Origin of the sequence: Deferribacter desulfuricans SSM1 (genome assembly GCF_000010985.1) — a bacterium.
Lineage (GTDB): Bacteria > Chrysiogenota > Deferribacteres > Deferribacterales > Deferribacteraceae > Deferribacter > Deferribacter desulfuricans.
Genome location: NC_013939.1, coordinates 1284815 through 1301057, shown reverse-complemented (window position 1 = coordinate 1301057; position 16243 = coordinate 1284815). Strand labels below are relative to the sequence as shown.

Annotated in this window: 14 protein-coding genes; 11 read left to right on the top strand and 3 right to left on the bottom strand. The window is 31.1% G+C overall.

The window, feature by feature from the left end; genetic code table 11:
- Positions 1 to 37 precede the first annotated feature (37 nt).
- The 10 genes from speA to DEFDS_RS06430 all read left to right on the top strand — a co-directional run bounded on the left by speA (position 38) and on the right by DEFDS_RS06430 (position 10202).
- Entirely contained in the window at positions 38 to 1882 is a 1845-nt protein-coding gene (speA, locus tag DEFDS_RS06475) for a biosynthetic arginine decarboxylase (RefSeq protein WP_041223911.1), read from the top strand.
- A 14-nt stretch (positions 1883 to 1896) separates the two neighbouring features.
- Positions 1897 to 3117: a saccharopine dehydrogenase family protein gene (locus DEFDS_RS06470; protein ID WP_013008001.1), complete on the top strand. Its 1221-nt coding sequence runs from the start codon at positions 1897 to 1899 to the stop codon at positions 3115 to 3117.
- The gene (gene nspC, locus DEFDS_RS06465) at positions 3117 to 4301 is read left to right on the top strand and encodes a carboxynorspermidine decarboxylase (protein ID WP_013008000.1); all 1185 of its coding nucleotides are present in this window, start codon (positions 3117 to 3119) and stop codon (positions 4299 to 4301) included. The genes DEFDS_RS06470 and nspC overlap by 1 nt, the downstream gene beginning before the upstream one ends.
- A 214-nt stretch (positions 4302 to 4515) precedes the next feature.
- The gene (locus DEFDS_RS06460; RefSeq protein WP_013007999.1) at positions 4516 to 4962 is read left to right on the top strand and encodes a metal-dependent transcriptional regulator; all 447 of its coding nucleotides are present in this window, start codon (positions 4516 to 4518) and stop codon (positions 4960 to 4962) included.
- Complete coding sequence (locus DEFDS_RS12650) at positions 4963 to 5877, top strand: alpha/beta hydrolase (RefSeq protein WP_013007998.1); 915 nt, start codon at positions 4963 to 4965, stop codon at positions 5875 to 5877.
- Positions 5878 to 6705, top strand: coding sequence for a pyrroline-5-carboxylate reductase (proC, locus tag DEFDS_RS06450; protein ID WP_013007997.1), 828 nt, complete (start codon positions 5878 to 5880; stop codon positions 6703 to 6705).
- Positions 6695 to 7276, top strand: coding sequence for a TetR/AcrR family transcriptional regulator (locus DEFDS_RS06445; protein ID WP_013007996.1), 582 nt, complete (start codon positions 6695 to 6697; stop codon positions 7274 to 7276). The genes proC and DEFDS_RS06445 overlap by 11 nt, the downstream gene beginning before the upstream one ends.
- 4 nt (positions 7277 to 7280) lie before the next feature.
- Positions 7281 to 8867 carry an aspartate:alanine exchanger family transporter gene (locus DEFDS_RS06440; protein WP_013007995.1) on the top strand — a complete coding sequence of 529 codons (1587 nt, stop codon included), beginning with the start codon at positions 7281 to 7283 and terminating at the stop codon, positions 8865 to 8867.
- On the top strand, positions 8864 to 9406 hold the full coding sequence (locus DEFDS_RS06435) for a manganese efflux pump MntP (RefSeq protein WP_013007994.1): 543 nt from the start codon (positions 8864 to 8866) through the stop codon (positions 9404 to 9406). Before DEFDS_RS06440 ends, DEFDS_RS06435 begins: the two co-directional genes overlap by 4 nt.
- 1 nt (position 9407) lies before the next feature.
- Positions 9408 to 10202, top strand: a complete 795-nt coding sequence (locus tag DEFDS_RS06430) for a menaquinone biosynthetic enzyme MqnA/MqnD family protein (protein WP_013007993.1) — start codon at positions 9408 to 9410, stop codon at positions 10200 to 10202.
- Here DEFDS_RS06430 and DEFDS_RS06425 read toward each other — a convergent pair.
- Positions 10191 to 11291: a mechanosensitive ion channel family protein gene (locus DEFDS_RS06425; RefSeq protein WP_013007992.1), complete on the bottom strand. Its 1101-nt coding sequence runs from the start codon at positions 11289 to 11291 to the stop codon at positions 10191 to 10193. The genes DEFDS_RS06430 and DEFDS_RS06425 overlap by 12 nt on opposite strands.
- Positions 11291 to 11701, bottom strand: a complete 411-nt coding sequence (locus DEFDS_RS06420) for a ClpXP protease specificity-enhancing factor SspB (RefSeq protein WP_013007991.1) — start codon at positions 11699 to 11701, stop codon at positions 11291 to 11293. The genes DEFDS_RS06425 and DEFDS_RS06420 overlap by 1 nt, the downstream gene beginning before the upstream one ends.
- A 45-nt stretch (positions 11702 to 11746) precedes the next feature.
- Here DEFDS_RS06420 and DEFDS_RS06415 point away from each other — a divergent pair, with 45 nt between their 5' ends.
- Complete coding sequence (locus DEFDS_RS06415) at positions 11747 to 12547, top strand: mechanosensitive ion channel family protein (RefSeq protein ID WP_013007990.1); 801 nt, start codon at positions 11747 to 11749, stop codon at positions 12545 to 12547.
- 27 nt (positions 12548 to 12574) lie between these two features.
- Here the strand turns inward: DEFDS_RS06415 and DEFDS_RS06410 are convergent, their stop codons facing one another.
- Complete coding sequence (locus tag DEFDS_RS06410; protein WP_013007989.1) at positions 12575 to 16009, bottom strand: pyruvate carboxylase; 3435 nt, start codon at positions 16007 to 16009, stop codon at positions 12575 to 12577.
- Positions 16010 to 16243 lie beyond the last annotated feature (234 nt).

The window sequence follows — 16243 nt, the reverse complement described above, 5'->3', positions numbered from 1 at the left end:
TTTTGCTTTGAAGTGTAATTATAAAAAATAGAGGTTGATTATGGATTATGGGATAAAGATATGGGGTGGCTACGATTTTATTATTGAGGATGGTAAAGTTGTCATTAATGAAGGTAACAGGCCTGCAATTATTGATATTGTTAAAGATGTGAGAGAGCAGGGGTTTAAAGGGCCAGTTCTGTTTAGATTTCCTCATATTCTCAAAAAGCATGTTAACTCACTTTTTAATAAATTTAATAAGTACATAAAAGAGTATGAATATTCTGGAAAATTTTCATCGGTATTTCCATTGAAGGTAAATCAGTATCCAAATTTTGTTAAATATTTGATGGAGAAAACAAAGGGGAAAAATTACGGATTAGAAGCTGGTAGTAAACCCGAGCTCATAATTGCCATGAGCTATGTTAATGAAAAGTGTTCGATAGTTGTAAACGGTTTTAAAGATAAAGAGATGATATCTCTTGGATTTATTTCTGCAAAAATGGGGCAAAATATCACTCTTACCATTGAAGGTTTAAATGAACTTGAGACAATTGTAGAAGTTGCAAAAGAGATGGGACCGCCATATCCAAATATCGGTTTGAGAATCAAACTTCATAGCTCTGGTATAGGTATTTGGGCTAAAAGTGGTGGCATCAATTCGAAATTTGGTCTTACTTCTGTAGAATTAATAGAAGCTTTGAGAATTCTGAAAGAGGAAGGGTTAATTGATTATTTAACCATGATACATTTTCATATAGGCTCTCAAATCAGTGAAATATCTCCTGTAAAAAAAGCGTTGAGAGAGGCTGGTAATATTTATGCTGAATTGTATAAGATGGGAGCAAAAAATTTAAAAAAGATAGATATTGGTGGTGGCCTTGCTGTAGAGTACAGTCAGCATAAAACTCTGCACAGTATCAATTATACTTTAGATGAGTATGCCAGTGATGTTGTATTTTTACTAAAAATGATAGCAAATAATAAAGGTGTTCCTGAGCCAGATATATTTATCGAAGCAGGTAGATATGTGGCAGCAAGCCATGCAGTATTGGTAGTGCCTGTTTTAGAGCTATTTTCTCAAGAGTATAATGAGCAAAAACTCTGTTTAAAAGAACATAATCCTCCTTTAATTGAGGAGCTGTATGAGCTTTACAATACAATAAATGAGAAGAATGCTGTAGAATTTTTACATGACAGTTTAGACCACATGGAATCTCTTTTAACCCTATTTGATTTAGGGTATATAGATTTAATTGATAGAAACAATACCGAAGTTTTAGTCCATCTCATAATTAGAAAATCAATTGAACTATTAAAAAATAAAAACCTATCAGAGTTGAAAGATATTCAAAATATGATACAGGAAAGATATTTGTTAAATTTTTCAATTTTTCAAAGTTTACCTGATTATTGGGGGCTTGGACAACAATTTCCTGTTATGCCACTTGATAAACTTGATATTTCACCTACAAGATCAGCAAGCCTTTGGGATATTACGTGTGATAGTGATGGTGAAATAGCATTTGATGCAGATAGACCGTTGTTTTTGCACGATGTGGATTTGAAAAAAGAGGACTACTTTTTAGGTTTCTTTCTTGTTGGCGCTTATCAAGAGACTTTGGGGATGGAGCATAACTTATTTACACATCCAACCGAGTTTGTTATTACTTTTGATGAAGAGGGGAATTATAAAATAGATGATATCATTGAAGCGCAAAATATTTTGGATGTGTTAGATGATCTTGACTATGATGTAAAAGAGATTGAAAGAAGATTAAAGCAAAATATTGAGGATTCTGATTTAATCCCTGATGATGAGAAAAAAGATGTCATTGGTAATTTATATCTTGTATTAAGTGAAAATTGCTATTTAAAAACTATAGCAGGTTCAAAAAATTAAATTGAGGTGAAATTATGGGTAAAGTTTTAATAATAGGTGCTGGCGGTGTTGGTAATGTTGTGGCTAAAAAATGTGCCATGTTACCTGATGTTTTTGAAGAGATCTGTTTAGCAAGCAGAACTAAAGAGAAATGTGATAAAATAGCATCTGATATCAAAAATCAGTATGGTATTGATATTAAAACAGCTGAAGTTGATGCTGATAAAACAGAAGAGGTTGTTGCACTAATAAAAGATTTTAATCCAGATATTGTTGTAAATGTTGCTCTACCTTATCAAGATTTAACTATTATGGATGCGTGTCTTGAAACTGGGGTGCATTACCTTGATACTGCAAATTATGAGCCGAAAGATAATCCAAAGTTTGAGTATAAATGGCAGTGGGCTTACCATGATAGATATAAAGATGCTGGGATAATGGCTGTGTTAGGTTGTGGATTTGATCCAGGTGTTACAAATGTTTTTTGTGCTTATGCTGCCAAACATCTTTACGATACAATTAAAACAATAGATATATTAGATTGTAATGCTGGTGATCACGGTCATCCTTTTGCTACTAATTTTAATCCTGAAATAAATATTAGAGAAGTTACCCAAGTGGTAAGACACTGGAAAAATGGCAAATGGGTTGAGACACCACCAATAATAGAAGAGGGTAGTGTACACTTTACGTTTAACTATCCAGAAGTTGGTCCAAGGGAAAGCTACCTTTTATATCATGAGGAAATGGAATCATTGGTAAAGCATATAAAGGGGCTTGAAAGAATTAGATTTTGGATGACTTTTTCTGATCAATATTTAACCCATTTAAAGGTTTTAAAAAATGTGGGTATGACAAGAATTGATGAAGTGGATTATGAAGGGTGTAAAGTCGTGCCTCTTAAATTTTTGAAAAAATTACTACCAGATCCAGCTGAGCTTGGCACAAATTATAAAGGGAAAACAGTTATAGGATGTATATTTGATGGTGAAAAGGATGGTAAGAGATTTAAAAAATATATTTATAATGTGTGCGACCATGCAGAAGCTTATAAAGAGGTGCAAGCACAAGCCGTATCCTACACAACAGGTGTTCCTGCAATGATTGGTGCTATGCTTGTAATTAAAGGTGTATGGAGTGGTAAAGGGGTATTTAATGTGGAGCAGCTTGATCCCGACCCATTTATGGATGCACTAAATAAATACGGGTTGCCATGGAAGATAGAGGATTTTGAAGGGGAGTTACCAGAGTTTTGATGAAAAATTATATTGAGAGATATTACGATTTCTTTCCAGAAAATATATTAAATAAAATTGATACCCCTGCTTATGTTATAAGTGAGGATGCAATTGAATATAACTGTCAAATTTTAAAAAGGGTGCAGGATGAAGCTGGAGTAAAAATCCTTTTGGCTCAAAAGGCTTATACTTTACCTGTAACCTATCCTCTGATTTCAAAATACCTTTACGGTGTTTGTGCAAGTGGGTTATGGGAAGCAAAATTAGGGTATAAACATTTTAAAAAAGAAGTGCATACCTATGCACCTGCTTATAGAAATGATGAAATTGATGAGATTATAGAATATTCTGATATGGTTATCTTTAATTCGATTAATCAATTAAAAAAATATGGTGAATTAGTAAAAAATAGAGGAAAACAGGTCGGATTAAGGGTTAACCCAGGGCATTCAGAAGTGGAGGTTGATTTATACAACCCATGTATCCCTGGCTCAAGATTTGGTGTAAACCCTGAGGATATAGAGGGGCAAGATCTCAGTATTGTTGATGGTTTCCATTTTCATGCATTATGTGAGCAAAATTCTGATGTGTTTGTTAGGGTGTTAAAAAGTTTTGAAAAAAGATTTGGAAAATATATTAATGAACTAAAATGGGTTAATTTTGGTGGTGGTCATCATATAACAAGGGATGATTATGATTTGAAACTGTTTATTGATACTCTAAAAGATTTTAGTAAAAGATATGGTAAAAATTTAGATGTGTATTTGGAGCCTGGAGAAGCTGTTGTTTTGCATGCTGGAGTTTTTATTACTCAAGTACTTGATATAATTAATAATGGGGTTGATATTGCCATTGTAGATTCCTCAGCAGAAACCCATACTCCAGATGTTCTGGCAATGCCTTATACTCCAAAAATACTTGGTGCTGGAGATTGGGACGAATATGAGTTTAAATACAGAATTGGTGGATGCTCATGTCTTGCAGGAGATTTTTTTGGGTATTACTCATTTAAAAATCCGCTAAAAGTTGGTGATAAATTAATAATGCTGGATATGGCTTTGTATTCTTTTGTTAAAAATAATACTTTTAATGGAGTAAAACTTCCATCGATTGTTGTGATTAATTTAAAAGATGGTATTAAATGGGTAAAAAATTATAGCTACTCAGATTTTGAAAATAAATATGTGAGCATTATACAATAAAAGGGTTATGTTTTATTGAGATTGATGACTTTATTAATGATTCAAAAATGACTTAAGGCTATTGGTAAAGCCATCATTGCTAAATTGCATCATTTCATTATGTAACAACCTCAATGGATTTTCTAAATTTAGAGAGGTGAATATTTTTTAATTTGAATAATTAGAAAAAGGAAGTATAATTGTTCTGAAAAGAGTGAATATATTGGGGTTACAAATGGACGAAAAATTATCTAAGAATATGGAGGATTATTTAGAAGCGATTTATATTATATTGAAAGAAAATCCTGTAGCGAGAGTAAAAGAGATTGCCGATAGACTTGGTGTTAAAAAATCATCTGTTACAAATGCTCTAAAACAATTATCTGAAAAAAATCTTATTAATTATGATAGATATAGCCATATAACTCTTACTGATGAAGGTAGAAAATATGCAAAAGAAATTTATCATAAACATACAACTATGACAAAATTTTTAGTTGAGATATTGTGTGTGGATAAAAAACGTGCTGAAGAAAATGCATGTAGAATGGAGCATGTTATAGATAAAGATATTTTTGAAAAGTTTGAAAGATTTTTGTCCTTTTTTACAGAACATGATATTGAATGTTTGAATATAAAAGAGTTTATTAATGAGGAAAAGAAAAGGGAAAAAGAGGGGTAAATGATTGTAATTAAATGGTTTATAATTCCTTGGGTTGTATTTGTTTTAGTGCTCACAGCGTATATGTTTTTTTATAAAGAAAAACTCACCGAATTGAAGCCATTTCCCGATTTAAGTTTGATAAATACTAATGAGCTATTGGAAATGGATGTTAAAAGAGCAATTTCTGAGGGTGTGAATAAAAAAGAGAATATGCCTCATTATTATAAAGGGGGTAGTGAAATCGGTTTTTTACTTATACATGGTTTTACCGCATCTCCTTATGAAATGAGTTTTTTAGCAAAGTATTTAAATTCTAAAGGTTATTATGTTTATAATGCTAGGGTTGCTGGTCATGGTAGTAGTCCAGAAAATTTAAACGTTTTAACTTATGAAGATTGGTATGAATCTTTAAAATACGGTTACTTTGTTTTAAAGAAAAATTGTAAAAAAATTTTTGTTGTTGGTCAATCAATGGGGGGGCTTCTTGCGTATAACTTATCTGTTTTAAATGATGTGGATGGGGCAGTATTGTTGTCTCCAGCTTTAGGAATTAAGAGTATAAAGTTTAGTTTTATGCCCATATTGAAAAATTTTGTTAATTTTGTAGAAAAAGAGGATTTTGATACAAAATATCAGGATTATTATTATAGAGTTCGTCCAGTAAAAGGTTTGTATCAATTATATTTGTTGATTGATTATACATGGAGTATGATTAATAAAAAATCATTTCCTGTCTACATAATTTATTCAGCTTATGATGATATAATAAATAATAAAGAAGTGGAAAGATTTTATAACAAGCTTCAAGTTAGCAAAAAAAAGATTGATTTAATAAAACAAAAAGATATAAAACATATATTAACGCTGAATGATAATCCAGAAGCAGCGGAAGATATATTTAAAAAAATTGAAAAGTGGGTTAGGGAGGATTAAATGTTTACAGGGAAAAAGATAGGCTTTATTGGTTCTGGGAATATGGCAACTGCCTTAATAAAGGGTATTTTGAAATCTGGTCTTATAAGTGCAGAAGATATTTATACTAGTGATATAAATATAGAGAAACTGGATTCTTTAAGGAATGAGTTTGGTATAAATACGATTTTTAAAGATAATGCTAAACTTGTTGAAAAAGTGGATATTATCGTATTTTCTATTAAACCTCAAATCTTTGATAAGATCTTAAAAGAGATTGATCATGTTGTGGATGATTCAAAACTTTTGATTTCAATCGCTGCAGGTATCAGCACTGATTATATTGAAACAACTATTGGAAAAGAATTGAGAGTAATTAGAGCAATGCCAAATACACCTGCTCTTGTTTTAGAAGGTGCTACAGCTATTTGCCCTGGTGCACATGCTAGTGAAGATGATATTAGAATGGCTTACGAAATTTTTAAAGCAGTTGGTAAAGTTGTTGTAATTGATGAAACACAAATGGATGCTGTCACTGGTTTGTCAGGAAGTGGGCCTGCTTATATTTTTATGATTATTGAAGCTTTAAGTGATGCTGGTGTTAAGATGGGGTTATCGAGAGAAGTATCTCTAAAATTGTCTGCTCAAACTGTTCTTGGTTCTGCTAAGTTGTTACTTGAGACGGGGATGCATCCTGGAAGATTAAAAGATATGGTTACTTCTCCTGGTGGGACTGCTATTGCTGGGTTACACACATTAGAGCAGGGTGGACTTAGGACTACTTTGATAAATGCTGTTGAATCAGCAACAAACAGATCAAAAGAGTTAGGGAGGAAAAATGGAAAATAATAAGGAAAATAAATTCGAAAGAATACTTAACGCTGCTATTAAAGTTATTGGTAACAAAGGTTTTCATAATGCAAAAATAAAAGACATAGCTGTTGAGGCTGATGTAGCTGATGGCACTATTTACAATTATTTCCAAAATAAAGAGGATATCCTAGTAACGATTTTTAAAATTAAACTTGAAGAATATGTTAACAACGCAAAAAAAGAGATTGCTAACATTATTGATCCTAAAGAGAAATTAAAAGTGTTAATTAAATATCATGTAAAGATTATGACAGATAATCCTGATTTAGCAAAAGTTTTACAGATTGAGTTGAGACAACCACATGTTGAGCTTCGTGTTAAAGTTAGAAAAAATTTGAGAAACTATTTTAGAGTCATTGAGGAAGTTATAGAAGAGGGGAAAAAGAATAATATTTTTTCTCCTGAATTGGATGTTTATTTAGCAAGAGAAATGTTTTTTGGAACATTAGATGAAGTTATATCAACTTGGGTGTTTACTGGTATGAGTAGAGATTTAACTTTGTATATCGATAAAATATACGATATGTTTTTGAAAGCATTTAACTGATGATATGGATTATTTAAATACAGTTTTTTTCATATTCTTACTTTTTTCTATTGGTTTGTTTTTAGGTAACCTTAAAATTAAAAGTTTTAATTTAGATATTGCTGGATTATTGATTGTGTCTTTAATTGCTGGACATTATGGAGTTGTTATTCCTGAAATATTTAAATATTTTGGTCTTGCAATTTTTATTTATGCTATTGGTTTACAAACAGGGCCAGGTTTTTTTGATTCTTTAAAAAAAGAGGGGATAAAACTTAATTTTTTCTCATTTATTTTTATTAGTGCGATTTATTTTGGCATACTGGTTGTTTGTTGGTATTTCAATTTAAGTGAGGATGTGGCTTCCGGAATTTATACTGGCACTTTTACTTCTGCTCCAGCTTTGGCTGCATCTTTGGAGGTTAGAAATTCACACACAATTTCTGTCATATTTGGTATTGTTTACCCTTTCGCATTAGTTGTTACAGTTATTTTGTTTAGGATATTACCTATTATTTTTAAGATAGATTTTAATAAAGAATACGAAAAATATAAGTTAAATGTTATAAAGAATAATCCTCCAATTATCACAAAGAATTTTAGAGTTACCAATGAAATTTTTAAAAAAGAAATGATTAAAAAATCTGATTTGGAAAGGATGACAGGTACTATTATAGAAAGGATAGAATCTGAGTACGAAATACATGATATTATAGAAGATTTCGTGATTCATTATGGGGATATCATTAGAGCTACTGGCACTGAAGAACAGCTAAAGAGATTGAAAATTGTGGCTGGTGAAGAATGCCAATCAAATATTGAGTTTAAAGATGATATGAAAATTTACAGGCTTTTAGTTAGTAATAAAGATGTAGTGGGTAAAAAAATATCTGAATTGAAAGAACTATACTCTTACGGTGGGAGAATAACTAAAATTAGAAGATCAGGGATTGATATATCCCCTATGCCTGAAGTTCATCTAATGCTTGGTGATAAATTATATATTGTTGGCCCTGAAAAGAATAAAGATAAAATAATAAAGTTAATTGGTGATAATTTAATGGCTTTTCCTGCTGCAGATTTTCTCCCAATTTCATTGGGTATAGTGATGGGGATACTGGTTGGGATGTTTCCTATTGGATTACCATTTGTTGGGTTGTTTAAGTTAAGCTTTGTGGGTGGGATTTTACTGGTTGCATTGATTTTAGGCAGAGTAGGTAGGATAGGTCCTATTGTCTGGCAGCTTTCCCCACATTCAAATACTTTGATGAAAGTTTTGGGACAGTTGCTTTTTGTGACTTCTGTTGGTACAAATGCAGGTAAATATTTATTCGAATCTCTATCTGAATACAGTTTTTACCCTATTATAATATCACTTTCTGTGCTTATAACCGTAACTTTTGTATTTAGCTATATATTTTTAAAAAAATTAAAAGTGAATGGCTTACAATTTTTGGGTTTACTTGCTGGGAGTTTTACATCTACTCCTTCATTGGGTGTAGTTAACAATATGGCTGGCAATGAGTTACCTTCTATTAGTTATGCGGCAGTTTATCCATTTTCACTTATACTTACATTAATATATGCTGAGTTATTATTTAAAATATTATGAATTATATAGAAGTATTTGCAATTGCATTTGCTTTGAGTATGGATGCTTTTTCTGTCTCATTTGGAGTTGGTTGTAAATTTAATACCTTAAGGCACTATTTTAGACTAGCCTTTCATTTTGGATTATTTCAGTTTATGATGCCTCTGATTGGTGCTTATATTGGAACAGTATTAAAGAATTATGTTGCTGGATTAAACTATTTTGCCGCAGTTATTCTTTTTTTTATAGGTTATAAGATGGTAAAAGATGGTATAAAAGATGAGGGTGACCACTGTTATGCATCAGATCCAACCAGAGGTTTTTCTTTGGTTTATTTATCAATTGCTACTAGTTTGGATGCATTAGGTGTTGGACTTACATTAGCAGTAGGAAACAATAATATATTTTTATCATCACTAATAATCGGAATTGTTTGTGCTGTTTTTTCTATCTTTGGTGTTTATTTTGGAAGTTTATCAAGAAAATTTTTTGGTGATAAGATGGAAATACTTGGTGGGGTAGTTTTAATCATAATAGGAATAAAATTTTTGGTGGTTTAATATGCTTATTATTGGTGAGATAGAATATGCAAATGTTTACCCAATTTTTTACAACTTAAAAAAGAAAAATTTTGAAGAATTTAGGTTTATCAAATCTTACCCTTCTATTTTAAACAAAGCATTAAGAGAGGGGGGGATAGATATATCATGTTGTAGTAGTATAGAGTATGTTAGAAATTGTGGTAACTACTATATTTTGCCTGATATATCAATTAGTTCTTTAAAAGAAGTAAAAAGTGTATGTTTATTTTCTAACTATGACATAAAATATTTGAAAAATAAAAAAATTTATTTAACTGAGGAGTCTGGCACAAGTATTGTTCTATTAAAAATTATTTTTAAAAAATTTTACAATGTGGAAATAAATTTTTCACCTAATAAAGATGAATGTGAAGCATTTTTATACATTGGTGATAAGGCGTTGTATAAATATTATAACAATGAATTTAAATATATATTTGATTTAGGTAAAATATGGTATGAGGCTACAGGCTTACCATTTGTCTATGCTTTATGGTTAGTTTCTAAAGAAACCTATTCAAAAAAAAGAGAACTTATAAAAAAACTTTATAATGAGCTCATAAAAATAAAAAATGATAGCAAATTAAATCTTTCATCCCTTGTGGAGCATTACTTTTTTAAGGGGTTAACCCCTTATCAAATAATAGATTACTGGGAAATTATTAATTATAACTTGAGTAAAAAGCATATTGAAGGGCTTAATCTATTTTATAAATACGCTTATGAGATTGGTGAGGTTAAAAATATTTGTGAACTTGATATTTTAAACTTTTAAATTTTCCGGTAGTTTTTCTACATAAATAGAGGTTGATGGAAAAGCAAATTCTATTTCTAAACTTTCTAAAATTTCCATGATTTTTAAATTCACATCCTGCTTGATTGCCAAATAATCTGACCAAACGCTAGTTTTAGTAAAGCAATAAATAAAAATATCCAAGCTACTGCTATTAAAATCGGTAAAATAGACCATCAATGGTTCATCATGTATATCTTGATGATTTATCAACATTTCCCTGATTTGATTAACAACTCTTTCTAATTTATCCCTTGGTGTAGAGTATGTTACTCCAATTATAGTTTTAATACGTCGTCTGTCTCTTAGTGACCAATTTGTTATTGGTGAAGTGGCTACAATAGAATTTGGTATAGAAACAAGGGCTTTTGCAAAAGTCCTTACTCTTGTACTTCTAAAGCCAATATCTTCAACAATCCCTTCGATATTATTACATATTATCCAATCACCTACTCTAAAGGGTCTATCAATAAGTATCATTATACTACCAAAAAAGTTTGCGAGGGTATCTTTTGCAGCAAGAGCTACAGCAACTCCACCAATACCAAGCCCTGTTATTAATGCTCCTACATTATAACCCCACTCTTGAATAATAAAAATAACTCCAAAAATTATGATAGTAACTTTTATAAATTTATTAATGAACGGCAAAAAGCTCTCTATCAATTCGTAATTTCTTTCTTTAAAATATTTTTCAATTGAGTTGCTAATTATAGTTTCTGATTTGTACAGAGCCCAAAATATAGCAAAGATTATAAACGAATTTATAACATGAGATACAAGCTGTTGAGGATTGGGAGGAAGATTCAAATATAAAAATGCAATATGAAATCCAATCATAACAATTATTAGCTTTAGAGGTTTTTCAATAGATTCTATTAAATAGTCATCTATTTCTGTTTTGGTTTTAGCTGTTAACTTTTTGATAGATTTAAATAATATTTTAGATAAGATTTGCTTTAAAAGAAAAAATACAAAAAGGATACCAAAAAATATTAAAAGCTTTTTCAATTTTATATCAATAATTGTGTAGTTTAAAAATTCTGTTAATGAGGCAAAAAAATTATTCATTATTTATTTTTCCGTGGGAAGTTTAATTTAATAACCTTTTCATTTTCTTTTATTTTTTCAACTTTTGGTTTTTCTTCTTCTACCTCTTTTTCTTCTGGAGTATATCTAAAACTGATTACAAAACTTGGATTTAATGGATCGTCAAAAACAGACACAATTGATTCAAATGGAATAATCAAGTATTCCCAAACTCCAGAAAATCTCATTGAAACATAAATATTTTCATCATCCCATCTAAACTCTTTGTAAGAATAGGGGCCAAAGACAAGCATTAGACCTTTTTCTTTTTCTTGGTCTATCAGACCTCTATTGCCAATAACTAAATTTTTGTGAGGCATTATATGGATATAAAATTTTTCAAAGTTATCAATTATTTTTTCTAATAACTCTTTCTTGAATTTTACCATCATAACATTATATTAACATAGAGTTTTTAAAAAATAAAGGAGGTTTTGATGGACTGGAATGTTTATAGGGGTATTTTGATTGGCTATACAATAAAAGTTGTTTTGGCTATTTTAATAATCATTGTGGGTAGGTTTTTATCAAAGAAAATTTCAAAGCTTGCTGGTTTGGGTTTGAAAAAAGCAAACGCTGATGAGATGCTTGTAGATTTTTTATCTGATTTACTCTATTATGCACTTTTTATAATTTCAGTTGTAATTGCTTTAAATACTCTTGGGTTTAAGACTACATCTTTAGCTGCTATTATTGGTGCTGCCACTCTTGCTATTGGTTTATCATTGCAGAGTAATTTGTCAAATTTTGGTTCTGGAGTATTGATATTATTGACAAAGCCTTTTAAGGTTGGGGATTTTGTAGAAGTTGGTGGTATTTCGGGTAGTGTTCAGAAAATTTCTATCTTCAATACTGAATTATTAACTCCTGATAACAAAAAGATTATTGTGCCAAACTCAAGTATTATAGGTAATCCCATCACAAATTTTTCTGCAAATGATACTAGGCGTGTCGATCTAACAATTGGGATTAGCTATGAATCTGATATTAAGAAGGCAAAGGCTATTTTAGAGAAAATAGTAAACAGTGATGGAAGGATTTTAAAAGAACCTGCGTGCACAATTGCAGTTGCTGAGCTTGCTGATAGCTCTATCAATATTGTTGTAAGGCCTTGGGTAAAAGCTTCTGATTATTGGGCTGTCAAGTTTGATTTGTTAGAAAGGATAAAAGAGAGATTTGATGCAGAGGGTGTTGTAATCCCTTATCCTCAGATGGATGTCCATGTAAAGAAAGATTAGAAAATTTTATGAGGGGGAGCTGCCCTTTTAGGACAGCTTCAGGATTAAATCGCCAGCTTCTATTTTATCCCCCTCGTGCAGGAGGAGCTCTTCTACTTTTCCATCACAGTTAGCATTTATTTTTGTTTCAATTTTCATTGCTTCTGTGATAACTAATAAATCACCTTTTTTAACTTCATCACCTTCTTTTACAAATATTTTTACAATTTTGCCTGGCATTGTGGCACAGATATGTTTTGGGTTAGTAATATCTCCTTTAACATTAGATTTAATAATGTCAGAGATTTTTTCATCTTTTACAGATACTGTTCTTGGTTGACCATTTAACTCAAAAAACAGTCTTCTATAACCTTTTTCGTCAACTTCACTTACCCCAATGTATTTAATAATTAGAGTTTTCCCTTCTTCTATATCAACGCTAATCTCTTCACCAGGCTTCAATGGATAAAAGAATGATTTTGTATCAAAAATAGCTCCATCACCATATTCATCCACAAACTTGATATAGTCTTCAAAAACCTTCGGATAAAGTGCATAAGAGATCAAATCTTCGTCTGTAAAACTGTGATTTTTAAATTTTGACTCTAATTCTTTTTTAGCTTTTTCAAAGTCAAAAGGTTCTAAAAGCTCACCAGGACGGCATGTAATAGGTTTTTCATCTTTAAGTACAATTTTTTGCAATTTTTCGTTAAATCCTCCATAAGGTTGGCCTAAATAACCTTTAAAAAAACTTACAACTGAATCAGGGAAGGATAGGGTGTCCCCTTTTTCGTACAAGTCATTAATTGTTAGATTGTTTCTTACTAAGAAAAGTGCTAAATCACCCACTACTTTTGATGATGGTGTAACTTTTATTATATCACCAAGAGCTTCATTTACTTCTTTGTACATTTTTCTTACTTCTTCCCATCTATCAAGTAAACCTAAGGCTTCCACCTGAACTACAAGGTTTGAATATTGGCCACCTGGGATTTCATGCTCATATACTTCTGCAGTTGCTGCTTTTAATCCACTTTCAAATGGGAAGTAATACCTTCTGACCCTTTCAAAATAGTCAGAGATTTTTTGAGCCCATTCTTTGTCTATCGAGGATTGATGTTCTGTATTGTCCAAAGCTGCTACTATGGAGTTTAAGTTTGGCTGACTTGTTAATCCACTCATGGAACTAATTGCTGCATCAACAATATCAGCGCCTGATTCTATAGCCATAAGTATGGCACTTTCTCCATTACCACTTGTATCATGTGTATGAAAATGTATAGGCAAGCCTGTTTCCTCTTTTATCGCTTTAATTAGTTTTTTGGCTGCATAAGGTTTTACCAATCCAGCCATGTCTTTTATTGCCAAAATATCTGTCCCAGCATCAGCAAGCTCTTTTGCTAAGTTTACATAATACTTAAGCGAATACTTATCTCTTTTTGTATCTAATATATCTCCAGTATAACAAATTGCAGCTTCGGCGATTTTACCTTGTTTTTTTACCTCTTCGATTACAGGGATAATTTGAGCTGTCCAGTTGAAACAGTCAAAAATCCTAAAAACATCAATACCATTTTTAGCTGACAACTCTATGAATTTTTTTACCACATTATCAGGATAATTTGTATAACCTACGGCATTTGAAGCCCTAATAAGCATTTGAAAAAGTATATTTGGAATTTTATCTTTTAGTAATCTTAACCTTTCCCATGGAGACTCTTTTAAAAATCTGTAAGCCACATCAAAGGTAGCTCCACCCCACATTTCAAGAGAAAAAAGATGATGCATATGATGAGCGTAGGCATCGGCTATTTGGAGCATGTCAAAAGTCCTAAGTCTTGTAGCAAGAAGTGATTGGTGAGCATCCCTAAAGGTAGTATCTGTAAACAGAGTTTCCTTTGACTTTTGTATAAAATCTAAAACCCCTTCGACACCTCTCCTAAGTAGAATATCTCTTGTTCCAGCTGGTATTTTTTCACCATATTTGATTACAGGAGGTTTAATTTCTGGCAAAACCATATCATCAGGAATTTTGGCATTAGAAGGGTTATTAACTATGTTATTCCCTAAAAATTTAAGTGCTTTTGTTGCTCTATCTCGCCTTTTTCTAAAAACGAAAAGTTCTTTTGTATTATCTACAAATGTTGTATCGAAGTTACCAGACAAAAAGTTCGGATGCGATATCACATTTTCTAAAAATTGAATATTTGTTTTTACACCTCTAACTCTAAATTCACTTAAAGCTCTAAGCATTTTTTTAGCAGCTTGTTCAAAAGTAATAGCCCAAGATGAAACTTTTACTAATAAAGAATCGTAATAGGGGGTAATTTTTGCGTTTGTATATGCGTTTCCTGCATCTAATCTTATACCAAAGCCAGATGCTGATCTATAAACTTCTAATGTTCCTGTGTCTGGCATAAAGTTATTTTCTGGATCTTCGGTTGTAATTCTACACTGAATTGAGTAACCGTGTTTAGTGATATCTTTTTGACTTTTTAAATTTATTTCTTTATCCGAAAGTTTTTTACCATCGGCAATAAAAATCTGTGATTGAACGATATCTACCCCAGTGACTAACTCTGTAATGGTATGTTCAACCTGTATTCTTGGGTTTACTTCTAAAAAATAGAAATTGTTATTTTTATCTACTAAAAATTCCACTGTGGCAGCACTAACTAAATGAGATTTTTTACCTATTTCAATTGCGGCTTCATACATTTGGTTTAATACTTTTTCTGGTATGGTAAAAGCTGGTGCTATTTCTATTAATTTTTGATGCCTTCTCTGTATAGAACAATCCCTTTCATAAAGGTGTACAATATTTCCATATTTGTCTGCTAAAAGTTGAACTTCTATATGTTTTGGTTTTTCTATATACTTTTCTAATATTACATCATCATTTGCAAAGGCTTTAAAAGCTTCAGATTTTGCAGAATCAAAGTTTTCTGCTAATTCTTTTTCATTATGTACAATTCTAATACCTCTTCCACCACCTCCAGCAGTCGCTTTTATCATGAGTGGATAGCCTATAGATTTAGCTAAAGATTTTGCTTCTTCAAGAGAGTTTATTATGTCTGAACCTTCAATAACTGGCACTCCACATTCTTTGGCAAGATCTTTTGCTATCTTTTTGTCTCCAAAAATTTTTATAGTTTCTGGAGAGGGTCCTATAAATTTTATGCCAGTTTTTTGACATTTTTCTGCAAATTCATAAGATTCAGCCAAAAAGCCGTATCCTGGGTGAACAAACTCTATTTTTTTCCTGACGCATAAATCTACAATCTCATCTATATTTAAATAAGCAGAAACAGGGTCTAAACCTTTTCCAACAAAATAAGCTTCATCAGCTTTGTACCTGTGTAGTGAGTATTTATCTTCTTCTGAGTAAATTGCAACTGTGCTAAAACCTAATTCTGTTGCTGCTCTAAAAATCCTTATTGCAATTTCACCTCTGTTTGCTGCAAGTATTTTTCTTTTTTTCATTATTCCCTCCCGTATAACAACTTTTTATTATAGAAATTATAAATTGTCAATAGTTTTGTAACATTTTGATATAAAAAGCATAATAGTAGTTTTTTGTGTTATTAATGATTGATTGCATTATAAATATTGTAAAATAATATTAGAAAATAGGTAAATTAAGTAAAACTAAATAAATTTTAAGTCATGAAAAATATTTATTGAAATAATCTATAACAAATAACTTTATGATAAGAT